Source organism: Pseudomonas sp. G7(2022), from assembly GCF_052660475.1.
The window spans coordinates 4,491,554-4,517,398 of the sequence record NZ_CP109659.1 but is presented as its reverse complement, the minus strand read 5'-3'; the positions used below and the strand labels follow the sequence as shown (position 1 = coordinate 4,517,398).

Here is a 25,845-nt window from a genome sequence, read left to right as displayed (position 1 = left end):
TGCTCGGTTCACTCTCAACCGACTACAACAATGAGGTATGCCATGCGTGAAGTGGTGATCGTCGACAGTGTACGGACCGGCCTGGCGAAGTCCTTTCGCGGCAAGTTCAACCAGACCCGCCCCGATGACATGGCGGCTCATTGTGTCAACGCCTTGCTGTCGCGCAACGACGTCGATCCCGCCAGCGTCGAGGACTGCATCGTCGGTGCCGGCTCCAACGAAGGCGCCCAGGGCTACAACATCGGGCGCAACGTGGCGGTGCTCTCGCAACTGGGCACCGGCACGGCGGGCATGACCCTCAACCGTTTCTGCTCTTCGGGTTTGCAGGCGATTGCGATTGCCGCCAACCAGATCGCCTCGGGTTGCAGCGACATCATTGTCGCCGGCGGTGTCGAGTCGATCAGCCTGACCCTCAAAAGCGTCAACACCGATCACCTGATCAACCCGTTGCTCAAGCAGCAGACCCCGGGCATCTACTACACCATGGGCCAGACCGCCGAGGTGGTGGCGCGCCGTTATGGCGTCAGCCGCGAGGCTCAGGATCGCTACTCGCTGCAAAGTCAGATCCGCACCGCTCAGGCGCAGGCAGCCGGCCTGTTCAATGATGAGATCGTGCCGATGGCGGTGAAGTACCGGGTCGAAGACAAGCACAGTGGTGAAGTGCAGATCCTCGACGGCGTCGTCGATCGTGATGATTGCAACCGCCCGGACACCACCTATGAAAGCCTTGCCGGATTGAAACCGGTGTTCGCCGAAGACGGTTCGGTGACCGCAGGCAACTCGTCGCAGTTGTCCGACGGCGCCTCGATGACGCTGGTGATGAGCCTGGAAAAAGCCCTGCAACTGGGGCTCAAGCCAAAGGCGTTTTTCCGCGGTTTCACCGTGGCCGGTTGCGAGCCGGACGAAATGGGCATCGGTCCGGTGTTCTCGGTGCCGAAGCTGCTCAAGGCCAAGGGTTTGCAGGTAGCGGACATCGACCTGTGGGAGTTGAACGAAGCGTTTGCCTCGCAGTGCCTGTACGCCCGTGACCGGCTGGAAATCGATAACGAGAAGTACAACGTCAACGGCGGCTCGATTTCCATCGGTCATCCGTTCGGCATGACCGGTTCACGGCAGGTCGGGCATCTGGTGCGCGAGTTGCAGCGGCGCAACCTGCGCTACGGGATCGTGACCATGTGCGTAGGCGGCGGGATGGGCGCGACCGGCTTGTTTGAAGCAGTGCGCTAGGCCTGACTGCCGGCATCCATCCATTGCATCCGCGCGATGTACGCGCGGATTTCCTGCTCGGCTTTCTCGGGGCTGTCGAACGGCCCTTCGAGCGTGTTCTCACGGGTGCTGAAAAACAGTTCGCCGTTGACCCGGCACACCCGGTCGCTGCGAAAGTGCGTGGCGGGGGCGGTGTCCTGGGCACGCATTCCGAACATGATCGATCTCCTTGAGCGCTGCGCGGATGGGGTCCAAAGAGCTTATGCCTGAACCACTTGCAGTGGTTCGCCAGCCGATCAACGGCAGCACGTCAATTTAATGCTGCGACCTGCACAGTTTCATTTGCGGCTGGAGCGCAACTGTCCCTGTGTCGGCCGAGGCTCTGCGCCTAGAATGAGCGCTCCTGTCTCTGGCGCTTGGGGTTCTCATGCACGTTTCATCGGGTCGTTGGGTGTACGGCATGTTCCTGGCGTTGTTGACGGCGTTTCTGTGGGGAATCCTGCCGATCAAGCTCAAGCAGGTGCTGGTGGTGATGGACCCGGTCACGGTGACCTGGTTTCGCCTGCTGGTGTCCGGCGGTTGTCTGTTCATTTATCTGGCGGCGACCAAACGATTGCCGAGCCGCAAGGTGCTCGGGCCGAAGGGCGGCTGGCTGGTGCTGATGGCGGTGCTGGGGCTGGTGGGCAACTACGTGCTGTACCTGATGGGCCTGAACCTGCTCAGCCCCGGCACCGCGCAACTGGTGGTGCAGATGGGGCCGATCATGTTGCTGATCGCCAGCCTGTTCGTGTTCAAGGAACGCTTCAGTATCGGCCAGGGCATTGGGCTGGCGGTGCTGTTGGTCGGCTTTGCGTTGTTCTTCAATCAGCGTCTGGCTGAATTGCTCACGTCTTTATCCGACTACACCGCCGGCGTGTTGCTGGTGCTGCTGGCGTCGACGGTCTGGACGTTTTATGCACTGGGTCAGAAGCAATTGCTGACGGTGTGGAATTCGCTGCAGGTGATGATGGTGATCTACCTGTTCTGCGCCTTGCTGCTGACGCCTTGGGTGCATCCGCTCGAAGCACTGTCGCTGAACCCGTTGCAGGGCTGGCTGCTGCTGGCGTGCTGCATGAACACCCTGATCGCCTACGGCGCGTTTGCCGAGGCGCTTGCGCATTGGGAAGCTTCGCGGGTCAGTGCGACGCTGGCGATCACGCCGTTGGTGACGTTCGGTGCGGTGGCCGTGGCAGCCGGGGTGTGGCCGGAATATGTGCATGCCGAGCAAATCAATCTGCTGGGGTATGGCGGGGCGGTGCTGGTGGTGCTGGGGTCGGCGCTGGTAGCGCTGGGGCCTTCGCTGATTGCCGGACTCAAGGCCCGGCGGATGCGCATGGCAGCAGGTTAATCGAGTCATCGTTCCTCGCGAGCAAGCCCGCTCCCACTTTTAACCGCATTCCTCACATGGGATTGCGGTCAAAAGTGGGAGCGGGCTTGCTCGCGAAGACTGACTTACAGACGCTGATGATTTCAGCCCTTTGCACCGGCCTCGATCATGTTCTCCGGCCGCACCCAGGCATCGAATTCTTCATCGGTCAGATAGCCCAGCTCCAGCGCCGCTTCGCGCAAAGTCTTGCCTTCGCTGTAGGCCTTCTTGGCGATTTCCGCCGATTTGTCGTAGCCGATGTGCGGATTCAGCGCCGTCACCAGCATCAGGCCGCGTTCCAGATGTTTCGCCATGACTTCGGCATCCGGTTCAAGCCCGGCGATGCAGTGCTGCTGGAAGTTGCTGCAGCCATCGGCCAGCAGGCGAATCGATTGCAGCAGGTTGTGGATGATCACCGGTTTGAACACGTTCAGTTGCAGGTGACCCTGGCTGGCGGCAAAGCCGATCGCGACGTCGTTGCCCAGCACCTGACAGGCGAGCATCGACAGCGCCTCGCACTGGGTCGGGTTGACCTTGCCAGGCATGATCGAGCTGCCCGGTTCGTTGGCCGGCAGACGTACTTCGGCAAAACCTGCACGAGGGCCGGAGCCCAGCAGACGCAGGTCATTGGCGATCTTCATCAGTGCCACGGCGAGGGTTTTCAGGGCGCCGGAGAGGGTGGTCAGTGGTTCATGGCCGGCGAGGGCGGCGAACTTGTTCGGCGCGGTGACGAACGGCAGACCGGAAAGTGCAGCCAGCTCGGCGGCAATCGCTTCGCCGAAACCGTGGGGCGAATTGAGCCCGGTGCCGACGGCTGTACCGCCCTGGGCCAGTTCGCACACGGCCGGCAACGCTGAGCGAATTGCCCGTTCGGCGTAATCCAGCTGCGCTATGAAACCGGAGAGTTCCTGGCCGAAGGTGATCGGCGTGGCGTCCATCATGTGGGTGCGACCGGTCTTCACCAGCTGCATGTGCCGCGCCGACAGCTCGGCCAGGCCCCCCGACAGCTCGGCGATGGCCGGCAGCAGTTGGGTTTGTACAGCCTGCGCGGTGGCGATGCTCATCGCAGTGGGGAAGCAGTCGTTGGAGCTCTGCGAGCGGTTGACGTGATCGTTCGGGTGTACGGGCGTTTTGCCGCCGCGTGGGTTGCCGGCCAGTTCGTTGGCGCGACCGGCAATCACTTCATTGACGTTCATGTTGCTTTGCGTGCCGCTGCCGGTCTGCCAGACCACCAGCGGAAACTGGTCGTCGTGCTGGCCGTCGAGCACTTCGTCGGCGGCCTGTTCGATCAGGCGGGCGATGTCGGCCGGCAAGTCGCCGTTGCGGTCGTTGACCCGGGCGGCGGCTTTCTTGATCAGGGCCAGGGCGTGCAGTACCGGCAATGGCATGCGTTCCTGGCCGATGGCGAAGTTGATCAGCGAGCGTTGCGTCTGAGCGCCCCAGTAAGCGTCGTCCGGGACCTCGATCTGGCCCAGGCTGTCGGTTTCGATACGGCTCATCGTGCACACTCCTGTTGGTCTGTTTGCGCAGTTTAGGCCGGTGTCGGCCCGGGTGGTTCCCTCCGGCCGATTGTTGACCGGCAAATCCCCGCCAATCAAGCGCGGCAAGGGCCGGGGGTTGAGCCGCAGCGTTATTCAGGCGCAGAATGGTCGCCCTTGGGGTTTTACCTCGCCTAGCTGAAAAGGAAACTCGATGACTCGTCTTCGTGCCATCTGCACCGCGGTTGCCCTGGTTTGCGCCAGCGGCCAGGTGCTTGCCGATACCGCCAGCCACAACGCCAGTGCCGAAGCTTTCCTGACCCTGGCGCACGCTGACAAGCTGGGCACTCCGGTGTACATGCAGGTGCAGCAGATGTTCGCCCAGCGTTTTGAACAGACCAAGGCTCCGGAATCCAAGAAAGCCGTACTGGATACCTACCAGGCCAAGGCCAACGCCGCCCTGGATCAGGCCATTGGCTGGAACAAGCTGAAACCGGACATGGTCAAGCTCTACACCAGCACCTTCAGTGAGCAGGAGCTCAAAGACCTGGTCGCGTTCTACCAGTCGCCACTGGGCAAGAAAGTCCTGGAAAAAATGCCGCAGCTGACCCAGCAATCGGCCCAGATGACCCAGGCCAAACTGGAGCCCGCCGTTCCTGTGGTCAACAAGCTGCTGGATGACATGACCAACGAGCTGGCACCCAAAGGCGCGGCTGCGGCCAAGAAGAAGTAAGCGGAGTTCGTGATGACCATGCAACAACGCATCGAATCGACGCTGGCGCTGCTTCAGCCTGAGCATCTGCAAGTGCTGGACGAAAGCCACATGCACAGTCGCGGGTTGCAGACCCACTTCAAGGCAGTGGTGGTCAGTGCACAGTTCGAAGGCCTGAACCGCGTCAAGCGCCACCAGAAAGTCTATGGCACGCTCGGCGAGCTGATGGGCGAGTTCCATGCGTTGGCGCTGCACACCTACACCCCGCAGGAATGGGCAGAAGTGGGCGTCGCTCCAGCGTCGCCGACCTGTGCCGGCGGCAGCAAGCATTGAGCCTTGCAGCAATGAACTGAGGTTTTTTGCTAGAATCCGTAACGCGCCGCTGACCCGGCGCGTTTTTTTTCGCATCCGGTTCACCCTTTACGAGGGTAGCCACCTGGAGAAATACCCATGACACAACCGATTGTCGTGGCGGCACTGTACAAGTTCGTCACCCTCGAAGATTACGTCAACCTGCGCGAGCCGCTGCTGCAAGCGATGGTCGACAACGGCATCAAAGGCACCCTGCTGATCGCCGAAGAAGGCATCAACGGCACGGTTTCCGGCAGCCGTGAAGGCATCGACGGCCTGCTGGCCTGGCTGCGCAACGATCCGCGCATGGTCGATATCGATCACAAGGAATCGTACTGCGACGAGCAGCCGTTCTATCGCACCAAGGTCAAGCTCAAGAAAGAGATCGTGACCCTGGGCGTGCAAGGCGTCGACCCGAACAAGAAGGTCGGCACCTACGTCGAGCCCAAGGACTGGAACGCGCTGATCAGCGATCCGGAAGTGCTGCTGATCGACACCCGCAACGATTACGAAGTCTCGATCGGCACTTTCGAAGGCGCCATCGATCCGAAAACCACCAGTTTTCGTGAATTCCCTGACTACATCAAAGAGCACTTCGACCCGGCCGTGCACAAGAAGGTCGCAATGTTCTGCACCGGCGGCATCCGCTGCGAGAAGGCGTCGAGCTACATGCTGGGCGAAGGCTTCGAAGAGGTTTACCACCTCAAGGGCGGCATCCTGAAGTACCTCGAAGAAGTGCCGCAGGAAGAAACCAAATGGCAGGGCGACTGCTTCGTCTTCGACAACCGCGTGACCGTTCGTCATGACCTGAGCGAGGGCGACTACGATCAGTGCCATGCCTGCCGCACCCCGGTCAGCGTCGAGGATCGCGCCTCCGAGCATTATGTGGCCGGCATCAGTTGCCCGCACTGCTGGAACAGCCTGAGCGAAAAGACCCGCCGCAGCGCCATCGATCGGCAGAAGCAGATCGAGCTGGCCAAAGCGCGCAACATGCCGCACCCGATCGGCTACAACTATAAGCAAGCATCCACCGAGGCTTAATCATGTCTGCACGCCTGCTCTATGTGATGGATCCGATGTGTTCGTGGTGCTGGGGATTTGCCCCGGTGGCCAAGGCATTGGTGGAGCAGGCGCAGGCGGCCGGGGTGGAACTGCACCTGGTGGTCGGCGGGTTGCGCACCGGCAGCGGTGCGGCGCTGGAGCCGACCACTCGGCGCTACATTCTCGAACACTGGCAGGCGGTCACCGAGGCCACCGGCCAGCCGTTCAAGTTCGAAGGCGCGCTGCCGGACGGCTTTGTCTACGACACCGAGCCAGCTTGTCGGGCCATCGTCACCGCGCGCAGCCTGGCGCCGGATTGCGCGTGGAAACTGGTGGGGTTGATCCAGCACGCGTTTTACGCCGAAGGTCGCGATGTCACCCAGGCCAGCGTTCTGGTGGAACTGGCAGAGAAGGCCGGCGTCCCCCGTATCGAATTTGCTGCCCTGTTTGATCATGCCGATCAACACAAGGCGACCCAGGCCGATTTCACTTGGGTGCAGGATCTGGGCATCGCCGGCTTCCCGACCCTGCTCGCCGAACGCAACGGTCAACTGGCGTTGCTGACCAACGGCTACCAGCCGCTCAGTGAACTGTCGCCGTTGCTCGGCCGATGGCTGGAGCGCGCCGCCTGTGTCTGACCCGGCCGATGACACGCCAGCCGTCAAGCGTGTCGACCGGCTGAGCTGGGCTGAAGTCCGGCGTCTGGCACTTCATCACAAAAAATCCCTGTGGATCGCCAACGGCGTGGCCGTACTGGCGACGCTGTGCAGCGTGCCGATTCCGTTGCTGCTGCCGTTGCTGGTGGACGAAGTCCTGCTCGGCCACGGCGATGCCGCGCTGAAAGTCATGAACCATGTGCTGCCTTCGATGTGGCAGCAAGCGGCGGGCTACATCGGCCTGATGCTGGTGGTGACGCTGACCCTGCGCTGCAGCGCCCTGTGTTTTGGCGTGTTGCAGGCCCGTCTGTTTGCGCGGTTGGCCAAGGACATCGTGTATCGCATCCGCGTGCGCCTGATCGAACGTCTGAAACGGATCTCCCTCGGCGAATACGAAAGCCTGGGCAGCGGCACGGTCACCACGCACCTGGTCACCGACCTCGACACCCTCGACAAGTTTGTCGGCGAAACCCTCAGCCGTTTCCTCGTGGCGATGCTGACCCTGGTCGGCACCGCCAGCATCCTGATGTGGATGCACTGGAAACTGGCACTGCTGATCCTGCTGTTCAACCCGTTGGTGATCTACGCCACGGTGCAGTTGGGCAAACGGGTCAAACACCTGAAGAAACTGGAGAACGACAGTACCTCGCGCTTCACCCAGGCGCTGAGCGAAACCCTCGATGCGATCCAGGAAGTGCGCGCCGGCAACCGTCAGGGCTTCTTCCTCGGACGGCTGGGTCTACGGGCTCAGGAAGTGCGCAACTACGCGGTCAACTCGCAGTGGAAGACCGACGCTTCGAATCGTGCCAGTGGCCTGCTGTTCCAGTTCGGCATCGACATCTTCCGCGCGGCGGCGATGCTCACGGTGCTGTTCTCCGATCTTTCGATCGGCCAGATGCTCGCGGTGTTCAGTTACCTGTGGTTCATGATCGGCCCGGTCGAACAATTGCTGAACCTGCAATACGCCTATTACGCGGCGGGCGGTGCGCTGTCGCGGATCAACGAACTGCTGGCCCGCGCCGACGAGCCGCAATACCCCGGCGGCGTCGATCCGTTCAAGGGCCGCGATACCGTCGGGATTCAGGTGCAGGGTCTGAGCTTCGGTTACGGTGACGAACTGGTGCTGGATCAGTTGGACCTGTCCATCGCCCCCGGCGAGAAAGTGGCGATTGTCGGCGCCAGCGGCGGCGGCAAAAGTACCTTGGTGCAATTGCTGCTGGGCCTGTACACGCCACTGGCCGGGACGATCCGTTTCGGTGGATCGTCCCAGCAGGAAATCGGCCTGGAAACGGTTCGGGACAATGTCGCGGTGGTGCTGCAGCATCCGGCGCTGTTCAACGACACCGTACGCGCCAATCTGACCATGGGCCGTACCCGCAGCGATGAGGCCTGCTGGCAGGCGCTGGAAATCGCCCAGCTCGAACCCGCCATCCGCGCATTGCCGGACGGTCTGGACAGCATCGTCGGCCGCTCCGGCGTGCGCCTGTCCGGTGGTCAGCGGCAACGTTTGGCCATCGCCCGGATGATCCTCGCCGAACCCAAAGTGGTGATCCTCGACGAAGCCACATCAGCCCTTGACGCCGCCACCGAATACAACCTGCACCAGGCCATGGCGCGGTTCCTCCATGGCCGCACCACGCTGATCATCGCTCACCGTCTGTCGGCGGTTAAGCAGGCAGACCGGGTGCTGGTGTTCGACGGCGGACAAGTGGCCGAGGATGGCGACCATCAGCAACTGATTGCCGATGGTGGGTTGTACGCCAAGCTTTATGGGCATTTGCAGCGCTTGTAGGTCAGCCCCACAAGACCTTCAGTGCATCCGCTCCAGCGTTGTGGCCGAACGCCTTCATGACGACTGAACAGCTGGTGCATGGAGGCATGGTGGTCGCCACATCCACCGATGTGATCATCGAGTTGTCCGGGTACTTTTGCCGAAGCACACTGATCAGCTTGGATTCACTGTCCAGCGAGGTCGGTCGACTGGTCATCTCCGGCTTGTAGTTGTGTACGTCCTTGATCGTACGGGGAATAGCCAATATTTTCCCCTCGGGGGAGACGTTCAAAGAAGTTCTGGTAAATGTCTGGCCGAAGTCGATGTTGAAGTAGGTCGTATCGCCTACGATGACCTTGTCCGGGGCGAATGGATGTTTGAACAGTGGCAGTTCCCCTGTAAGTCCCTTTGCGCCGGAGATACTGACGTAAACCTCCCGCTTGCCGGTCGAGGTTACGATGTCGGCGTAAGCGATGTTTCTCGCGTTCTCGGTTTGCAGGTGGCTCGGGAGCAGCTTCTGGAATTTTTTCATCGTTTTATTGATCCGCAAGTCGGCGCCTGCCACGACATTGATGGTTTTCTTGACAAACAGTGTGTCGAATATGTCCGCAGCCCTTTGGCGCAGGGCGGCTGGTGCGGTGCCGCTGCGAGACCAGGACGCTGCTCCGGTCTGGAGTTGGCTGACAATCATCCGCGTGGAGTGGTCGAACAGCACCGCCTCGCCGGGACTTGTGTCGACCTTGAGCAGATTGAGGGTATTGGGTGGATGATTGTGGCCACCAATCGGAATGGCAATTTCCTCCATGGTTTTCAGAGCGCGCTCCACCGCCGGCACACCATAGATCCTCGCCGTGTTGTTGGCGTTGAGTGAGCCGGTATAAACAGTCATCAGTTCTTTTCGCAAATTGTTGGGCAGGGTTTTGGCCTGGCGCAGTTTCAGGGGGCCGGAAATGTTTTGCCCCTTGGGGAGTTCGGCAACGTAGAAGGCTCCGGCATCCAGCCGGGTAAACACATAGCGCTTCGATTCGTCCATGGCGGGAACGATGATGGCACCGGCCTGGAAGGTGTCGAATTCACCTCGGGTTCCATAGGGCGTTTTTACGTTGATTCTGCCGTATATCCCTTTCTGAAATTCCATCGTCGCGTCGAGCCGGTTCTTCCTTTTCAGGTGTTTGAACAGCTTCGCTCGCCCTTCAACTGCTGGCGTATAGATGCTGTCTCCGAACCAGGGGGCCCAGCCTTTGCTTTCGTCGAAACTGCCGATATCCGGGTGCGGGGCGAGATCACCGGTGACAAAACGTGTCTTGCAGGCTATGGGACCCTTGCGCCGTACCCGACAGGGCAGCGTTTTTAAAAGCGATGCATCATCGATCAGATCGGCGCGACGCAATTGATCGCCGTCCAGACGATAGGGGATGTCATCAATCAACATCGTGGTTCGACCATCAACCTCCAGGAATTCTCGTACATGGGCGTGTTCCGGGAGTTCGGACAGGGCATGGGATTCGGTTGGCGGCAACTTCTTGAAAGTGGACCTGCCCTGGATGAGATTCCTGGTGTTGTTGTGCAGGCGCGGGCCGTAAGGCAGGGATGTGACCGGGTCGACCAGGTGCAGTTGTTTCAGATCCAACGCATTGGTGTGACGCACAATGATGTCATCAATGCCGTTGACCGTTGCCAGCTCGTCGGTATTGGTCAGCGGCTTCCAGCTCCCGGGATCGATGGCCTGGGGCAGGTTTTGAACCAGTCGGTAGCTGTCTGCATGTCCCGTGAGTCTTCTGATGCCGCCGATACTCGCCCGACCGATGAAGAGCAGTCCTCTGCCGGCACCGCTCCCCAGACCTCTGAGTAGTGAGGGGATACCGTCCAGCGGATTGAGGTTTGCCAGTGAAGCGGTCAGAAGCTTGCGAGTCAGCGTCGAGAAGGGCGGAAGACTCGCTTTGACGGCCATGCGAGTAGTGCCGGCAGCGGCACGGAGCAGGCGCACCGAGCCCGAGATAAATTTGCCGATAGGGAGAAGGAATGACGCCAGGTCAAACAGGAGTCCGACCCCGCCCAGGACTTTGCTGGTGGTGCTGTCCGACAGAAGATCATCGATGCTGCCCCAGAAAGGCACAAATCCTTTGACGATGGACAGGAACGTCTCCAGTCGCTTCTCGGTTTTCGCCCGAGCGGTGTCGAAGGTCGTGATGCCTCGGGCCTGCTGGCGCAAATGCTGCTCATCGACGAAGAGGAAGTTCGTTGAAATATAGCGAGCCACCTCATTCAGTCGGGATGCCGTCAGGCTGGTTTCCTCCTCGGTAACGGTTTGAACGGGCGATACCGCTGCCGGCATGAACCCCATGATATCGAGGAATCCAGGACACGATGCTCGCTCTGCGGGCGCTCTGCCGTGGAGGTGGGCGGACCAGTCGAGCAGAAGGGAAGTACTCAGATTGCGCTCGGGGGAATAGCTTTGTCCCGGAATCGAGGCATGCAGTGGAAACTCGGTGCGAACGCCATTGATGGTGGAAAACCTCAAACCGGTCCGCTGACGAATGACGCCCGCACTCGGAATGAGCTCGTAGTAGGTGATGTCTGTGCCGTGGATCACTTTCAGAACAAAGCCCTTCCTTGCGCGGACCTGCTCCGAATTGGCATTCGGCCCGGGTTTCTGCCGCAGGCTCAGCACCTGGACTTCACCTTGAACCAGCGCCCGGCGATCAGCCGCTGGCAGTGATATCAGTAAACTGGCAATCAGCGATTGATATGCCTGTCTGATGGTTGTCAGGTAGTCGTTGAAGGCGGTTTCGAACCGGGCGTTGATGTCAGGCAAAAAATAGCCTGCCCAACTGTAGACATCGTCGTCCACCCGGTCATAACCGCCACGCCGGTTTTCCCGCTCGGCATAGAGCATTCGCTGTCCATCGAGCCTTAGTGCTGTCGTCGAGCGCGTGGTGCCATCGGGCATGGAGACGATCCATCGCTTCCCGCCATCAAGCTGACCGTCTGCATAGACATCCAGAAAGTCGTGGCCTTGCTGTTTATTCAGGTCCAGTGGTGCTCTGGAATGACTATGACTCGGATCCGCAGACATCAATTTGCGCCCGTCCCGTTCGAACGTGACGCCTCTGAACAAGTCAGTCATGACCTGCCTGGCCATCTGCAATCGTTCAGGAGGACGCAAGTCCAGTGTCGTCACGGCTTTGTTCAGGCGCTCGGTTTGTTCTTCCAGTGCTGTCAGCGCGCGCCTGATATCTTCCGGGTCGTAATCGGTTGTCGTTCGCTGCGCAATGGCTCCGGTGCAGACGGCCCATTCCAGGGCAGGGCCTGTACGCAATCGTGCAATCGCCTCAAGTTGTTCGGCCGACGCGCCGGTGCTGCGCTCCAGAGGCAGATCGACAAGTTGCTGGAAGGACAATGGCTGCGACGGATCCAGGCCCAGATCCTCGGCCAGCAATACGCCGTGCATGAAGTTCACCCATACCACCGAGGTCTTGTAGCGAAGCTCCGGTGGTACATCGCGTACCCTGAAGTCTTTCGAAAGGCGGGTCTGGAATACCTGAGCCAGCAGGATCGCCTCTTTGGTAGTGGCCACCCGGCCGGTGCGCAGCAAATGCTGTTCGAAATCGTGGCGCAAGGTTTGGTAGCTCTTGCCCCGGTGATTCGGGTCCTGCCAGTGGAAACCGGCGAGCTCTTGCGGCTCGTCAGCTGAAGGGGCGTGCAGATAGAGGCAGATGGCTTTGCAGATCAATTGATAACGCACCGATGCCGGCGTCTGTTCGCCGGGGGATGCGCCGTACCATTTGAGCTTTTTCAGCAGCCGTTCTGTCAGATCCAGTGATTCGGGGGTATCCAGTATTCGCTGGAGGAAAACCGAAGGTGTCGCGCGCAGTTCTTCCGGGTCCGCGAGGCGCAATATACTGCCGCTCAAATGACGGATCAGCGAGGGCTTGCCGATCAGAAAGGATCTGACCGTTTCGATTATTTGCTCATTGATGCGTTTCGCCTTGTACTGCTCAAGGGTCATGGAGGGCGCAAGGGGCGGTGTCGCAAGCTGCGCGGTCTTGAACCTTTTGCGGTCCCTGGCGGTCGGCCGGGGAATCAGGGATTCGATATCCGGGCTGGCATCCAGACCCAGAGTCTTGCGAGCGTTCGATTCTGCGGTTGCTGATGGATCGATTGAAGCTGGAGACGTCGAGGACATATCACACTCCTTGTGAAAGCATTCCCGCCACAGAGGGGGATGCCTGGAGCGCACAGTTAATCGGTCCCGCCCACAATGGTGGCCGTACATATGTCTATCGAGCTTCTGTCCTGAACTGAGGCTGATCCGCCGCTTGCCGGAACCGTGAAGGCCTCCTAGTCTTGGGGGGATGTTCGCAGGACGATCAGGCAGTGCTCATGCAAGGAATACCATGAAGCAAAAGCGGACTCTCGGAACGCCTCGGTTGCTGGGCATCGTCTGGCCATTCATCGCCGTCGTGTTGTTTCAGGCATTGCTGGGGGGCGTGAGTCTTTACGTCCTGTCGGCCGTTCGCGGCTATGTCGCGGGCGAGAGCCTGTGGTCCAAGGGCCAGAAAGACGCCATCTATTACCTCAACCTCTATGCCGACAGCCGTGACGAGGCGATTTACCTCAAATACCAGAGCGCAATCGCCGTGCCCCAGGGCGGCCACCAGTTGCGCCTGGCACTGGACAGGCAACCGCCCGACCTGCAATCGGCGCGCGAGGGCATTCTCAAGGGGGGCAACCACCCTGACGATGTCTCCAGCCTGATCTGGCTGTACCTGAATTTCCGTCACTTCAGCTATCTGGAAACCGCCATCGACCGCTGGACGCTGGGGGACGCCTACCTGGTGGAGCTCGACGGCGTGGCGCGAGAGATGCATCAGCGCATCATTGCCAATGCCGCCACCGAGGCCGATATCCACCGCTGGAAGGACCGGATCTTTGCGATCAACGACGGCGTGACGCCGGCCGCCAAGGCGTTCAGCGATGCCTTGGGTGAAGGCTCGCGGATGATCATGCGCCTGCTGCTGTTCACCAACCTCGCCACCGCGCTGGGCCTGATCGTGCTGGCGCTGCTGCGCACCCACAAATTGCTCAAGCAGCGGCACGCCTTTGCCGAAGCGCTGCAGATGGAAAAGGATCGGGCTCATGTCACCCTGCATTCCATTGGCGACGGGGTGATCACTACCGATGTGAGCGGGGCGATCGACTACATGAACCCGGCCGCCGAAGCATTGACTCACTGGAAGGCTGAACAGGCTTCCGGTCTGCCGCTGGCGGCGTTGTTCAATCTGCTGGATGACAACGCCCAGACCGAAGGGCTGACCCTGATCGAGCACATTCTCAGCGGCCAGCTCACCGGCGGCAGTGAACACTCGAAGCTGATCCAGCGACTGGACGGCAGCACCGTGTCGGTGACCCTGGTCGGCGCGCCGATCCGCAACGCCGGCAAGGTCAGCGGCACGGTGCTGGTGCTGCATGACATGACCCAGGAGCGGCAATACATCGCCAATCTGTCGTGGCAGGCCACCCACGATGCACTGACCGGCCTGGCCAACCGTCGCGAGTTCGAATACCGCCTCGAACAGGCCCTGCACAACCTGACCCGGCAGCCGGGGCGGCATGCATTGATGTTCCTCGATCTCGATCAATTCAAACTGGTCAACGACACCTGCGGTCACGCGGCCGGCGACGAGTTGCTGCGGCATATCTGCGCGTTGCTGCAGTCAGGTCTGCGCGAGGGCGACACCCTGGCTCGGCTGGGCGGCGATGAGTTCGGCATCCTGCTGGAGAACTGCGCGCCGGAGGCGGCCGAGAAGATCGCCGAAAGCTTGCGTCAGACCGTGCAGAATCTGCATTTCGTCTGGAAGGGACGCCCGTTCCTGACCACTGTCAGCATCGGTCTGGTGCATGTTTCCCAGACTCCGACCACCCTCGAGACCTCGTTGCGGGCCGCCGACATGGCCTGCTACATGGCCAAGGAAAAGGGCCGCAACCGGGTGCAGGTCTACCATGCCGACGACTCGGAATTGTCCCTGCGTTTTGGCGAGATGGCGTGGGTGCAACGCCTGCACATGGCCCTGGAGGAAAACCGTTTTTGTCTCTACGCCCAGGAAATCGCCCCGTTGGGTTCGGTCGCTGGTGGCGACCGCGGGCACATCGAGATTCTGTTGCGCCTGCATGACGAGGCAGGCCGGATGATTCTGCCGGACAGTTTCATACCGGCAGCGGAACGTTACGGTTTGATGACCTCGCTGGATCGCTGGGTTGTGGAGAATGTATTTAAGGTTATCGCCCAATGTATTAACGAAGAGTGCGAAGGCCCTCTGGCAATGTGTGCGATTAATCTTTCAGGCATTACTATCGGAGATGACGCTTTCTTGCACTTTCTACGGGAACAGTTTGATATCTATTGCGTACCGCCTGAAATGATTTGTTTTGAAATTACGGAAACCAGTGCTATTGCAAATCTCGGCAGTGCAATCAGATTTATTAATGAACTCAAAGGCTTAGGTTGTTACTTCTCCCTTGATGATTTTTGTGCCGGAATGTCTTCATTCGCTTATCTGAAACATTTGCCTGTAGACTTCCTGAAGATCGACGGGAGTTTCGTAAAGGATATGCTGGACGACCCGATTAACCGCGCTATGGTCGAAGTGATCAACCACATCGGGCATGTCATGGGTAAGCAGACAATTGCCGAGTTTGTTGAAACAGTGCAAATCGAGCAGGCGTTGCTTGAAATTGGTGTGGATTACGCTCAGGGTTATGTAGTCGAGCGCCCGCAATTGTTTACCTGCGACAGTTTGCAAAGCCGGCCCGCCAGACCGCAGCCGCTGTTATTCAAAGCGCCTGGCACGTTCCGTTGAAGACTCTTGCCGATCCTTACAATCACAAATCAAAAGGAGCCGAACAGTGATCGACACATTCAACCGAACCGGACCACTCATGGAAGCTGCAAGTTATCCCGCCTGGGCGCAACAGTTGATCCAGGATTGCAGCGAGAGCAAACGCCGGGTTGTCGAACATGAACTTTATCTGCGCATGCGTGATAACAAGCTCAGCGCCAAGACCATGCGCCAGTACCTGATCGGGGGCTGGCCCGTCGTTGAGCAGTTCGCGTTGTACATGGCGCAGAATCTCACCAAAACCAAATTTGCCCGTCACCCCGGGGAAGACATGGCGCGGCGCTGGCTGATGCGCAACATCCGCGTCGAACTCAATCACGCCGATTACTGGTTGAACTGGAGTCGGGCCCACGGTGTAAGTCTGGAAGACTTGCAGGCGCAGCAAGTGCCGCCGGAGTTGCACGCCCTGAGTCACTGGTGCTGGCACACCAGTTCGGCGGATTCGCTGATCGTGGCCATTGCCGCCACCAACTATGCGATCGAAGGCGCGACCGGGGAGTGGTCGGCGCTGGTTTGCTCGACCGGTGTGTATGCCGCCGCATTCCCTGAAGAGGATCGCAAACGGGCAATGAAGTGGCTGAAGATGCACGCCCAGTACGATGACGCTCACCCCTGGGAGGCGCTGGAAATCATCTGCACCCTGGCCGGGACAAATCCGAGTCGTGCGTTGCAAACGGAGCTGCGCCAGGCCGTGTGCAAGAGTTATGACTACATGTATCTGTTCCTCGAGCGCTGCATGCAGCTGGAGTTGACGGAGCGGGTGCTGGCCGGTCGCGAGCGACGGGCACTGGTCGAGAGCTAGTTCCGACAGCGCCCATAAAAACGGGAGCCCACACAGACCGTGTGAAAACCTGGCAATCTGCTGGCCGGTTAAAGAAAATGCCCGTATCGCAAGATACGGGCATTTTTCTTATGCGCTATATCCAAGGTGAAAACCGGACCTTGGCAGGCTGTGTTTTCACACGGTCCGCCACAGGCTCCTGTTTTTTATTGCCGGTAGCTGTCTAGCCGGCCATCGTCAGGCGATTGCGTCCCTCGCGCTTGGCCACATAGAGCGCGCTGTCGGCGCGGCGCAGCAGGCTGTCGGACGATTCGCCGGGCAGCAGGGTGGCGCAGCCAAGGCTCACGGTCAGCTCGATCAGCTGGCCATCGGCATAGTAGTCCTGGGCTTGCGTTGCATGGCGCAGACGTTCACCGACCATTGCGGCGGCTTCGCGACTGGTGTTGGACAGCAGAATCAGAAACTCTTCCCCGCCATAACGAAAAACCATGTCGACATTGCGCAACTGATTCTTGATCGACGCCGCCACGGCTTTGAGCACTTCATCGCCAGCACTGTGACCATGACTGTCATTGACCTGTTTGAAGTGGTCGATGTCCAGCATCAGCAACGACAAGGGTTGCAAATGCCGCCGGGACATCTCGATCTCCCGCTGCAGGGTCTGCTCCATGGCGATGCGATTGCCGGTGCCGGTCAGCGCATCGCGCAGGGCTGTTTGCGTGGCGACGCGATAGAGCAGCGCGTTGCGCATCGGGTACAGCAGCGAAGACAGGAGCGACTCGAAGTTGCCCAACTCGACTTCGCTGAACCGCTGATTGCGCCGCAATACCAGTTCACCCATGTGCTCGCCTTCGTGGCTGAGGCTGTAGCTGACCGAGTGGTGGCCGCGGGCGCCGAACTCCAGGCGTAAATCGCTGCCGCTGTGCACATAGGTCATGGCGTCCAAGGGCACCAGGCGTTGAGCTTCGCGGAAAAACAGGCCGAGGATGCGCTGGGGCTCAAGGCTGGTTTGCAGTTGCAGGCTCAGTTGCTGGCGCAATTGCGCCGCGCTGACAGGTCGCTGCAGAAGCGGAGGCAACTGACCAAAGCCCAGGCGTTGCAATTTGGCACTGTCGAAGTCAATTGCAGTGGTCTGGGAGGGTGATTTCATACGGCGTGAGCCCCTAAGCAGTAAGTCTGTCTTACAGGCTGGGTGAGAGCGGCTATGGGCTGCGCGTCATACTGATCCATCAGTCCCGTAGGACGTTTGGCGTAAGTTTAGTCTGCCCGATGACGATTAGTCAGCTATCGAATCAGGCCTTGCCCGACTGCCTTCACTCGGCGTGCTTTGAGGAAATGTAGAGCGAAAGTCGTGCCATTCAGTTCAGGTTTTATTAAAACCTTTATGAATCAACGATTTGAATTTTTAACGTTGAGCGGGATGGTGGTTATTTGACTGAAACGGGTCTGCGCAAAGCGGCAAATGTATGCCATGACGGGAAACCGCCACGGCCACAAATGCGACGTATGGCATTACTGGGCGTTGAATGCCTGGCCATTGATGCCCGTGCTGTCCGGGCCCATCAGGTACAGATAGACCGGCATGATCTCTTCCGGCGTCGGGTTGTTCAGCGGGTTTTCCCCCGGGTACGCCTGGGCGCGCATGCTGGTGCGGGTGCCGCCCGGGTTGATGCTGTTGGAACGCACCGGGGCCACGCCGTCGACTTCGTCGGCCAGGGTCTGCATCAGACCTTCGGTGGCGAACTTGGACACGCCATAGGCACCCCAGTAAGCGCGTCCCTTGCGCCCGACACTGCTGGAAGTGAACACCACCGAGGCGTCCCGGGACAGTTTGAGCAGTGGCAACAAGGTGCTGGTCAGCATGAACATCGCGTTGACGTTGACCTGCATGACGCGCATGAAGTTTTCACCGGACAACTGCTCGATCGGCGTGCGCGGGCCAATGATCGAGGCGTTGTGCAGCAAGCCGTCGAGGTGACCGAATTCGGTCTCGATCATCGCCGCCAGCTCATCGTATTGATGGGGCAGGGCGGTTTCGAGGTTGAAAGGGATCACGGCCGGCTGAGGATGCCCGGCCGCCTCGATCTCGTCATAGACCTGGGTCAGATTGGCTTCCGTCTTGCCCAGCAGCAGAACGGTGGCACCGTGGGCTGCGTAGGTTTTCGCGGCAGCGGCGCCGATGCCGCGACCGGCACCGGTGACCAGAATGACCCGATCCTTGAGCAATTCGGGGCGAGCGGTGTAATCAAACATAAAAAACCTCATCAAGAGTCAGATCGTTCCCACGTCGAGGCGTCGAACGCGACCGCGTGGGAATGCAGCCAATGACGCTCAGCGTCAGGTCTCAGCAACTGCAGAGTGCGTTGTCGAGCACCTTGCGCAACTCCAGCGGGTGATCCACCACGACATCCGCCCCCCAGTGCCGAGGGTTGTCGTCCGGGTGAATGTAGCCATAGGTCACGGCGGCGGTCCTGGTGCCGGCATCGCGGCCGGATTCGATGTCACGCAAATCATCGCCGATAAACAGAACGCTCGACGGATCCAGGTCAAGCATCTTGCAGGCAAGGATCAGCATCTCGGGATCCGGTTTGCTGTTCTTGACGTGATCCGGGCAGATCAGCAACGCCGAGCGCTCGGCCAGCCCCAGCTGCTGCATGATCGGCTCGGCGAAGCGCAGCGGCTTGTTGGTGACCACGCCCCAGACCAGATTGGCTTTTTCGATGTCGGCCAGCAATTCGCCCATGCCGTCGAACAGCTTGCTGTGCACGGCGCAACCGGCGAGGTAGCGCTCGAGGAACTCCAGGCGCAGCTCCTCGAAGCCCGGCGACTCCGGATCCATCGAGAATGTCACCGCGACCATGGCTTTGGCGCCGCCGGAGATTTCGTCGCGGATGTGCTTGTCGTTCATCGGCGGCAAGCCGCGATCCGCGCGCATCGCCTGGCAGATGGCGATGAAGTCCGGCGCGGTGTCGAGCAGCGTGCCGTCCATGTCGAAAAGGACTGCTCTGATGGCCATCGGCTTATTCCTCGCGCAGGGTCTGGATCATGTAGTTGACGTCAACGTCCGCCGCCAGCTTGTAGTGCTTGGTCAGCGGGTTGTAGGTCAGGCCGATGATGTCCTTGACGGTCAGGCCGGCCATGCGGCTCCAGGCGCCCAGCTCGGAGGGGCGGATGAATTTCTTGAAGTCGTGGGTGCCGCGCGGCAGCAGTTTCATGATGTATTCGGCGCCGACGATGGCGAACAGGTACGCCTTCGGGTTGCGGTTGATGGTGGAGAAGAACACCTGGCCACCGGGCTTGACCATGCGGAAACAGGCGCGGATCACCGAGGAGGGGTCCGGCACGTGCTCGAGCATTTCCAGGCAGGTGACGACATCGAACTGCTCGGGCATTTCTTCGGCCAGGGCTTCGGCGGTGATCTGGCGGTATTCGACGTTCACGCCGGATTCCAGCTGATGCAGCTGTGCAACCGCCAGCGGCGCTTCACCCATGTCGATGCCAGTGACGGTCGCGCCGCGCTGGGCCATGGCTTCGCTGAGGATGCCGCCGCCGCAGCCGACGTCGAGCACCTTCTTGCCGGCCAGATTGACGCGCTCGTCAATCCAGTTGACCCGCAGCGGGTTGATGTCATGCAGCGGTTTGAACTCGCTTTCGCGGTCCCACCAGCGATGGGCCAGGGCTTCGAATTTGGCGATTTCGGCGTGGTCGACGTTGCTCATGATTCAATCCTCTAAAACTTGAAAAAGGGTTGTAGTCCCGAAGTCTGCTCCGGGGTGTTTACGATTCGGTGTGGCCGCTGATGCGTCGGCCCCAGGCCCGGGCGGTTTCGCCGAGCTGCTGTTCGTCCAGGCGCGTCAGGCGGCGGTCGTCGAGCAACTGCTTGCCGGCGACCCACAGGTGTTTTACGCAGTCGCGGCCGGTGGCGTAAATGAGTTGCGAAACCGGGTCATAGACCGGTTGTTGCGCAAGGCCGGACAGGTCGAAAGCGACAATGTCCGCAGCCTTGCCGAGTTCCAGGGAGCCGGTCTCGGCTTCAATCCCCAATGCCCGTGCACCGTTCAGCGTGGCCATGCGCAGCGCCCGGTGGGCGTCCAGCGCGGTGGCCGAGCCGGCGACGGCTTTGGCCAGCAGGGCGGCGGTGCGGGTTTCACCCAGCAGGTCCAGATCATTGTTGCTCGCCGCGCCATCGGTGCCGACCGCGACGTTGACCCCGGCCTGCCACAGACGCTCTACCGGGCAGAAGCCGCTGGCCAGTTTCAGGTTCGACTCCGGGCAATGGATCACGCTGGTGTTGCTTTCTACCAGTAACGCCAGGTCGTCATCGCTGATCTGGGTCATGTGCACGGCCTGGAAGCGCGGTCCGAGCAGGCCCAGTCGGCCGAGGCGGGCCAATGGGCGTTCACCGCGTTGTTCGACCGCTTGCTGCACTTCGAAGGCGGTTTCGTGGACGTGCATGTGAACCGAAGCATCCAGTTCTTCGGCGATCACGCGGATTTTTTCCAGGTTCTCGTCACCAACGGTGTAGGGTGCATGAGGTCCGAAGGTAATCTTGATGCGCTCGTGATGCTTCAGGTCGCCGAACAATTCGACACCCTGACGAATGGCTTCATCGGCGCTGGCGGCGCCCGGAATCGGGAAGTCGAGGATCGGAATCGCGATCTGCGCGCGAATTCCGCTGTTGTGTACGCGCTCACTGGCAACCTTCGGGAAGAAGTACATGTCCGAGAAACAGGTGATGCCGCCTTTTATCTGCTCGGCGATGGCCAGGTCGGTGCCGTCACGCACGAAATCTTCATCGACCCACTTGCCCTCGGCCGGCCAGATATGGTTTTCCAGCCAGGTCATCAACGGCAGATCGTCGGCGAGGCCGCGGAACAGGGTCATGGCGGCATGGCCATGAGCATTGATCAGGCCGGGGGCGAGCAGAACGTCCGGCAATTCGCGGACTTCAGCGGCGTTACACTTCAAGGCTTCGGCGCGCGGGCCGATGAAAACGATGCGACCGTCGCGGATGCCCAGGCCATGCTCCTTGAGCACAACGCCTGCGGGTTCGACGGGTACCAGCCAGGTCGGCAGCAATAATAAGTCGAGCGCAATGGCAGGTTTCGGCATCGAGGGTCGGTTCCAGTGCTTTTGTAAAGGATGGCGAAGTATACCCGAGCGTCTTCACGGGGGGATCGCTATAATCGGCGGCTTTTGTTCATGAGTGCGGGGTGAGGGATGCGCGATCGACTGTTGGCTGCGGAGAAAGTGAAGGCCATCGATTGGCGTGATGGCGCGCTCCACCTGCTGGATCAGCGCGTTTTGCCGTTCGAGGAAAACTGGATCGCCTACACCAGCGCTGCCGGCGTGGCCGAGGCGATTCGCTCGATGGTGGTGCGCGGTGCGCCGGCCATCGGCATCAGTGCCGCGTACGGCATCGTGTTGGCCGCCCGTGCCCGAATTGCCGAGGGTGGCGATTGGTATGCCGCGCTGGAAGAGGATTTCATGCTGCTGGCCGATTCCCGTCCAACGGCGGTCAACCTGTTCTGGGCACTGAACCGCATGCATGACCGGCTGGATCGCCTGAAGGACAACGCCGATCCGCTGGAGGCGCTCGAAGCCGAGGCCATTGCCATTCATGAAAGCGATCGCGAAGCCAACCTGACCATGGCCCAGCTCGGCGTCGACCTGATCCGCAAGCATCAGGGCAACGCCCAGGCGATCCTGACCCACTGCAACACCGGCGCCCTGGCCACCGGCGGTTTTGGTACCGCGCTCGGGGTGATTCGCGCAGCGTTCATCGAAGGCATGGTGGAGCGCGTCTACGCCGACGAAACCCGTCCCTGGCTGCAAGGCTCGCGCCTGACCGCGTGGGAACTGGCCAACGAAGGCATTCCGGTAACCCTCAACGCCGACTCCGCCGCCGCGCACATCATGAAAACCAAAGGTGTGACCTGGGTGATCGTCGGCGCCGACCGGATCACCGCCAACGGCGACGTGGCGAACAAGATCGGCACCTACCAACTGGCGGTCAACGCCATGCACCACGGCGTGCGTTTCATGGTCGTGGCGCCGAGTTCGACCATCGACATGAACCTGGCCAGCGGTGATGACATTCCGATCGAGGAGCGCGACGGCGCCGAGTTGCTGGAAGTTGGCGGCAAGCGTGTCGGGGCGGATGTCGAGGCGTTCAATCCGGTGTTCGACGTGACGCCGGCGGACCTGATTGATGCGATCGTTACCGAGAAAGGCATCGTCGAACGTCCCGATACCGCGAAAATGGCGCAGTTGATGTGCCGCAAGCGCTTGCATTGATTGGCTTGATGTTTGCGTTGTCCTCTTCGCGAGCAGGCTCGCTCCCACAGGTTTTGTGATCGCCACAGAACCTTGTGGGAGCGAGCCTGCTCGCGATGGTGCCTTGAAAGTCAATAAACATCCGCAATTTCGTCCCGAAATTTGCATTCAGGGAAGCTCTGAGCCTCTCTCGTCCCCTTTAAGCCTGTCATCGGTCATCTAACTATGCTCCATGCGCATCTGGGGGATAGGTGCGTGGCGGCTCTTGTGATAACATCCGGCGTTTTCCGAGGCAGTCCCACGGGGTTGTCTTCACTGCGCAAATCCAGGGTCAACTTGTCGATTTGTCGTAAGTCGGCGCATGGCACTCGGCCTGCATCGACGAGCTTCGTGCGTCCCCTATGGATATGGCGAAGTTTCACCAGAAAAAGGAATCAGGCTTCTCATGGGCGAACTGGCCAAAGAAATCCTCCCGGTCAATATCGAAGACGAGCTGAAACAGTCCTATCTCGACTACGCGATGAGCGTGATCGTCGGCCGTGCACTGCCGGATGCGCGCGATGGCTTGAAGCCCGTGCACCGTCGCGTGCTGTTCGCGATGAGCGAGCTGGGCAACGACTTCAACAAGCCGTACAAGAAATCTGCCCGTGTCGTCGGTGACGTGATCGGTAAGTATCACCCGCACGGTGATACCGCGGTGTACGACACCATCGTCCGCATGGCGCAGCCTTTCTCCCTCCGTTACCTGCTGGTCGACGGCCAGGGCAACTTCGGTTCGGTGGACGGCGACAACGCCGCGGCCATGCGATACACCGAAGTGCGCATGACCAAGCTGGCGCACGAGCTGCTGGCCGACCTGCACAAGGAAACCGTGGACTGGGTGCCGAACTACGACGGCACCGAACTGATCCCGGCGGTCATGCCGACCCGCGTTCCGAACCTGCTGGTCAACGGTTCCAGCGGTATTGCCGTGGGCATGGCGACCAACATTCCGCCGCACAACCTCGGTGAAGTCATCGACGGTTGCCTGGCTCTCATCGACAATCCCGAACTGACCGTCGATGAGCTGATGCAATACATCCCCGGTCCGGACTTCCCGACCGCCGCGATCATCAATGGTCGCGCCGGCATCATTGAAGCCTACCGCACCGGCCGTGGCCGCATTTACATGCGCGCCCGTTCGATCATCGAAGACATCGACAAGGTCGGTGGCCGTCAGCAGATCGTCATCACCGAGCTGCCTTACCAGCTGAACAAGGCGCGTCTGATCGAGAAGATCGCCGAGCTGGTAAAAGAGAAGAAACTCGAAGGCATCACCGAACTGCGCGACGAGTCCGACAAGGACGGTATGCGTGTCGTGATCGAACTGCGTCGCGGCGAAGTGCCTGAGGTGATCCTCAACAACCTCTATGCCCAGACCCAGCTGCAATCGGTATTCGGCATCAACATCGTTGCGCTGATCGACGGCCGTCCGCGGATCCTCAACCTCAAGGATCTGCTGGAAGCCTTCGTCCGTCACCGTCGCGAAGTCGTTACCCGCCGTACCGTGTTCGAACTGCGCAAGGCTCGTGAGCGTGGCCACATCCTCGAAGGTCAGGCCGTTGCCCTGTCGAACATCGACCCGGTCATCGCCCTGATCAAGGCTTCGCCGACGCCGTCGGAAGCCAAGGAAGCGCTGGTCAGCACGCCGTGGGAGTCCTCGGCTGTGGTCGCGATGGTGGAGCGTGCCGGTGCCGATTCGTGCCGTCCGGAAAACCTTGATCCGCAATACGGTCTGCGTGAAGGCAAGTACTTCCTCTCGCCGGAACAGGCGCAAGCCATTCTGGAGCTGCGTCTGCACCGTCTGACCGGTCTGGAACACGAGAAACTGCTGGCCGAGTATCAAGAGATCCTCAACCAGATCGGCGAGCTGATCCGCATCCTCAACAGCGCCACGCGCCTGATGGAAGTGATCCGCGAAGAGCTGGAAGTGATTCGCGCCGAATACGGCGACGTGCGCCGCACCGAGATCCTCGATGCCCGTCTCGACCTGACCCTGGGTGACATGATCCCGGAAGAAGAGCGCGTCGTGACCATCTCCCACGGTGGCTATGCCAAGACCCAGCCACTGGCTGCGTACCAGGCTCAGCGTCGTGGCGGTAAAGGCAAATCGGCTACCGGCGTGAAGGATGAGGACTACATCGCTCACCTGCTGGTCGCCAACAGTCACACCACGCTGCTGCTGTTCTCCAGCAAGGGCAAGGTGTACTGGCTCAAGACCTACGAGATTCCGGAAGCGTCCCGCGCTGCCCGTGGCCGTCCACTGGTCAACCTGCTGCCGCTCGATGACGGTGAATACATCACCACCATGCTGCCGGTCGATCTCGAAGCCATGAAGCGTCAGGCTGATGAGGAAGAAGCCGAAGGCGCCGAGACCGATGTAGAAGACATCGAAAACAGCAACGAGACCGAAGAGGAGCGCCGCGCGCGCATCAGGGCTGCCGACCGCAAGAAGGCACCGTTCATCTTCATGTCGACCGCCAATGGTACCGTCAAGAAGACCCCGCTGGTGGCCTTCAGCCGTCAGCGCAGCGTCGGTCTGATCGCGCTGGAGCTGGACGAAGGCGACATCCTGATCTCCGCTGCCATCACCGATGGCGAGCAGGAAATCATGCTGTTCTCCGACGGTGGCAAGGTGACACGCTTCAAGGAATCCGAAGTCCGCGCCATGGGCCGTACCGCTCGCGGTGTGCGTGGCATGCGTCTGCCGGAAGGGCAGAAACTGATTTCGATGCTGATCCCGGAAGAGGGCAGCCAGATCCTGACGGCTTCCGAGCGTGGCTACGGCAAGCGCACGGCAATCACCGAGTTCCCTGAATACAAGCGTGGCGGTCAGGGCGTTATCGCCATGGTCAGCAACGAGCGTAACGGCCGTCTGGTCGGCGCGGTTCAGGTGCAGGATGGCGAAGAAATCATGCTGATTTCCGACCAGGGCACGCTGGTGCGTACCCGTGTCGACGAAGTCTCCAGTCTGGGTCGTAACACCCAGGGCGTGACCCTGATCAAGCTGGCCAAGGATGAAACCCTGGTCGGTCTGGAGCGGGTTCAGGAGCCGTCGGAAGTCGAGGGTGAAGAGCTTGAAGGTGAAGAAGGTGTCGAACTGGAAGAGGGCGTGATCGGCGCCGAACCGGACGATGCAGTCGACAACCTGCAGGCGGATGCCGCAGACGAAGAAGAGTCGCAAGACTAACCAAATCGTAGCAGGGCAGAGTGTTTGCTCTGTCCGCTAC

The 25,845-nt window shown here is 60.3% G+C and carries 19 protein-coding genes; 11 read left to right on the top strand and 8 right to left on the bottom strand.

The window, feature by feature from the left end; all coding sequences use genetic code 11:
• The first annotated feature begins 42 nt into the window (after nt 1-42).
• A complete protein-coding gene (locus tag NE357_RS20510; protein WP_169431396.1) occupies nt 43-1,227 on the top strand; it encodes a thiolase family protein in 1,185 nt (394 codons plus the stop codon).
• Here the strand turns inward: NE357_RS20510 and NE357_RS20505 are convergent.
• The gene (locus NE357_RS20505; protein WP_169431395.1) at nt 1,224-1,424 is read right to left on the bottom strand and encodes a DUF6316 family protein; all 201 of its coding nucleotides are present in this window, start codon (nt 1,422-1,424) and stop codon (nt 1,224-1,226) included. The two genes, NE357_RS20510 and NE357_RS20505, sit on opposite strands and share 4 nt — an antisense overlap.
• Nucleotides 1,425-1,633: 209 nt before the next feature.
• Here NE357_RS20505 and NE357_RS20500 point away from each other — a divergent pair, with 209 nt between their 5' ends.
• Entirely contained in the window at nt 1,634-2,593 is a 960-nt protein-coding gene (locus tag NE357_RS20500) for a DMT family transporter (RefSeq protein WP_169431394.1), read from the top strand.
• Between the two features lie 122 nt (nt 2,594-2,715).
• Here NE357_RS20500 and NE357_RS20495 read toward each other — a convergent pair whose 3' ends face one another.
• Nucleotides 2,716-4,110 carry a class II fumarate hydratase gene (locus NE357_RS20495; RefSeq protein ID WP_169431393.1) on the bottom strand — a complete coding sequence of 465 codons (1,395 nt, stop codon included), beginning with the start codon at nt 4,108-4,110 and terminating at the stop codon, nt 2,716-2,718.
• Between the two features lie 193 nt (nt 4,111-4,303).
• On the opposite strand from NE357_RS20495, the gene NE357_RS20490 reads away from it, so the two are divergent.
• From NE357_RS20490 to NE357_RS20470, 5 genes are all read left to right on the top strand, one after another.
• The gene (locus tag NE357_RS20490) at nt 4,304-4,822 is read left to right on the top strand and encodes a DUF2059 domain-containing protein (protein ID WP_169431392.1); all 519 of its coding nucleotides are present in this window, start codon (nt 4,304-4,306) and stop codon (nt 4,820-4,822) included.
• 12 nt (nt 4,823-4,834) lie between these two features.
• The gene (locus tag NE357_RS20485; protein WP_169431391.1) at nt 4,835-5,134 is read left to right on the top strand and encodes a BolA family protein; all 300 of its coding nucleotides are present in this window, start codon (nt 4,835-4,837) and stop codon (nt 5,132-5,134) included.
• A gap of 117 nt (nt 5,135-5,251) precedes the next feature.
• Nucleotides 5,252-6,193, top strand: coding sequence for an oxygen-dependent tRNA uridine(34) hydroxylase TrhO (gene trhO / locus NE357_RS20480; protein ID WP_169431390.1), 942 nt, complete (start codon nt 5,252-5,254; stop codon nt 6,191-6,193).
• 35 nt (nt 6,194-6,228) lie between these two features.
• Entirely contained in the window at nt 6,229-6,831 is a 603-nt protein-coding gene (locus NE357_RS20475) for a DsbA family protein (protein ID WP_169432679.1), read from the top strand.
• Nucleotides 6,824-8,641, top strand: a complete 1,818-nt coding sequence (locus NE357_RS20470) for an ABC transporter ATP-binding protein (protein ID WP_169431389.1) — start codon at nt 6,824-6,826, stop codon at nt 8,639-8,641. The genes NE357_RS20475 and NE357_RS20470 overlap by 8 nt, the downstream gene beginning before the upstream one ends.
• 1 nt (nt 8,642) lies before the next feature.
• On the opposite strand, the gene NE357_RS20465 is transcribed toward NE357_RS20470, so the two are convergent.
• Nucleotides 8,643-12,806, bottom strand: coding sequence for a deaminase domain-containing protein (locus NE357_RS20465; RefSeq protein WP_169431388.1), 4,164 nt, complete (start codon nt 12,804-12,806; stop codon nt 8,643-8,645).
• Between the two features lie 211 nt (nt 12,807-13,017).
• On the opposite strand from NE357_RS20465, the gene NE357_RS20460 reads away from it, so the two are divergent.
• Entirely contained in the window at nt 13,018-15,480 is a 2,463-nt protein-coding gene (locus NE357_RS20460; protein ID WP_169431387.1) for an EAL domain-containing protein, read from the top strand.
• 79 nt (nt 15,481-15,559) lie between these two features.
• The gene (locus NE357_RS20455) at nt 15,560-16,321 is read left to right on the top strand and encodes a TenA family transcriptional regulator (RefSeq protein ID WP_243433291.1); all 762 of its coding nucleotides are present in this window, start codon (nt 15,560-15,562) and stop codon (nt 16,319-16,321) included.
• Nucleotides 16,322-16,523: 202 nt separating this feature from the next.
• On the opposite strand, the gene NE357_RS20450 is transcribed toward NE357_RS20455, so the two are convergent.
• The 5 genes from NE357_RS20450 to NE357_RS20430 all read right to left on the bottom strand — a co-directional run bounded on the left by NE357_RS20450 (nt 16,524) and on the right by NE357_RS20430 (nt 21,412).
• On the bottom strand, nt 16,524-17,450 hold the full coding sequence (locus NE357_RS20450; protein ID WP_169431385.1) for a GGDEF domain-containing protein: 927 nt from the start codon (nt 17,448-17,450) through the stop codon (nt 16,524-16,526).
• Nucleotides 17,451-17,812: 362 nt separating this feature from the next.
• Nucleotides 17,813-18,553 (bottom strand): YciK family oxidoreductase, encoded by a 741-nt coding sequence (locus NE357_RS20445; RefSeq protein ID WP_169431384.1) that lies wholly within the window; start codon nt 18,551-18,553, stop codon nt 17,813-17,815.
• A 91-nt stretch (nt 18,554-18,644) separates the two neighbouring features.
• Entirely contained in the window at nt 18,645-19,316 is a 672-nt protein-coding gene (mupP, locus tag NE357_RS20440; RefSeq protein ID WP_169431383.1) for an N-acetylmuramic acid 6-phosphate phosphatase MupP, read from the bottom strand.
• 4 nt (nt 19,317-19,320) lie between these two features.
• Nucleotides 19,321-20,019: a bifunctional 2-polyprenyl-6-hydroxyphenol methylase/3-demethylubiquinol 3-O-methyltransferase UbiG gene (ubiG, locus tag NE357_RS20435; RefSeq protein ID WP_007950906.1), complete on the bottom strand. Its 699-nt coding sequence runs from the start codon at nt 20,017-20,019 to the stop codon at nt 19,321-19,323.
• Nucleotides 20,020-20,077: 58 nt separating this feature from the next.
• On the bottom strand, nt 20,078-21,412 hold the full coding sequence (locus NE357_RS20430) for a TRZ/ATZ family hydrolase (RefSeq protein ID WP_169431382.1): 1,335 nt from the start codon (nt 21,410-21,412) through the stop codon (nt 20,078-20,080).
• A 108-nt stretch (nt 21,413-21,520) separates the two neighbouring features.
• Between NE357_RS20430 and mtnA the strand changes: the two genes are divergently transcribed.
• Both mtnA and gyrA read left to right on the top strand, forming a co-directional pair.
• The gene (gene mtnA, locus NE357_RS20425; protein WP_114884665.1) at nt 21,521-22,597 is read left to right on the top strand and encodes an S-methyl-5-thioribose-1-phosphate isomerase; all 1,077 of its coding nucleotides are present in this window, start codon (nt 21,521-21,523) and stop codon (nt 22,595-22,597) included.
• Nucleotides 22,598-23,021: 424 nt separating this feature from the next.
• The gene (gyrA, locus tag NE357_RS20420; protein WP_169431381.1) at nt 23,022-25,805 is read left to right on the top strand and encodes a DNA gyrase subunit A; all 2,784 of its coding nucleotides are present in this window, start codon (nt 23,022-23,024) and stop codon (nt 25,803-25,805) included.
• Nucleotides 25,806-25,845 lie beyond the last annotated feature (40 nt).

Coding starts and splice junctions, on each gene's coding strand:
- NE357_RS20510 (WP_169431396.1), top strand. CDS start 43: ATGCGTGAAGTGGTGATCGTCGACAGTGTACGGACCGGCCTGGCGAAG.
- NE357_RS20505 (WP_169431395.1), bottom strand. CDS start 1,424: ATGTTCGGAATGCGTGCCCAGGACACCGCCCCCGCCACGCACTTTCGC.
- NE357_RS20430 (WP_169431382.1), bottom strand. CDS start 21,412: ATGCCGAAACCTGCCATTGCGCTCGACTTATTATTGCTGCCGACCTGG.
- NE357_RS20465 (WP_169431388.1), bottom strand. CDS start 12,806: ATGTCCTCGACGTCTCCAGCTTCAATCGATCCATCAGCAACCGCAGAA.
- NE357_RS20500 (WP_169431394.1), top strand. CDS start 1,634: ATGCACGTTTCATCGGGTCGTTGGGTGTACGGCATGTTCCTGGCGTTG.
- NE357_RS20475 (WP_169432679.1), top strand. CDS start 6,229: ATGTGTTCGTGGTGCTGGGGATTTGCCCCGGTGGCCAAGGCATTGGTG.
- NE357_RS20495 (WP_169431393.1), bottom strand. CDS start 4,110: ATGAGCCGTATCGAAACCGACAGCCTGGGCCAGATCGAGGTCCCGGAC.
- NE357_RS20455 (WP_243433291.1), top strand. CDS start 15,560: ATGGAAGCTGCAAGTTATCCCGCCTGGGCGCAACAGTTGATCCAGGAT.
- NE357_RS20450 (WP_169431385.1), bottom strand. CDS start 17,450: ATGAAATCACCCTCCCAGACCACTGCAATTGACTTCGACAGTGCCAAA.
- mupP (WP_169431383.1), bottom strand. CDS start 19,316: ATGGCCATCAGAGCAGTCCTTTTCGACATGGACGGCACGCTGCTCGAC.
- ubiG (WP_007950906.1), bottom strand. CDS start 20,019: ATGAGCAACGTCGACCACGCCGAAATCGCCAAATTCGAAGCCCTGGCC.
- gyrA (WP_169431381.1), top strand. CDS start 23,022: ATGGGCGAACTGGCCAAAGAAATCCTCCCGGTCAATATCGAAGACGAG.
- NE357_RS20460 (WP_169431387.1), top strand. CDS start 13,018: ATGAAGCAAAAGCGGACTCTCGGAACGCCTCGGTTGCTGGGCATCGTC.
- NE357_RS20445 (WP_169431384.1), bottom strand. CDS start 18,553: ATGTTTGATTACACCGCTCGCCCCGAATTGCTCAAGGATCGGGTCATT.
- NE357_RS20490 (WP_169431392.1), top strand. CDS start 4,304: ATGACTCGTCTTCGTGCCATCTGCACCGCGGTTGCCCTGGTTTGCGCC.
- NE357_RS20485 (WP_169431391.1), top strand. CDS start 4,835: ATGACCATGCAACAACGCATCGAATCGACGCTGGCGCTGCTTCAGCCT.
- mtnA (WP_114884665.1), top strand. CDS start 21,521: ATGCGCGATCGACTGTTGGCTGCGGAGAAAGTGAAGGCCATCGATTGG.
- trhO (WP_169431390.1), top strand. CDS start 5,252: ATGACACAACCGATTGTCGTGGCGGCACTGTACAAGTTCGTCACCCTC.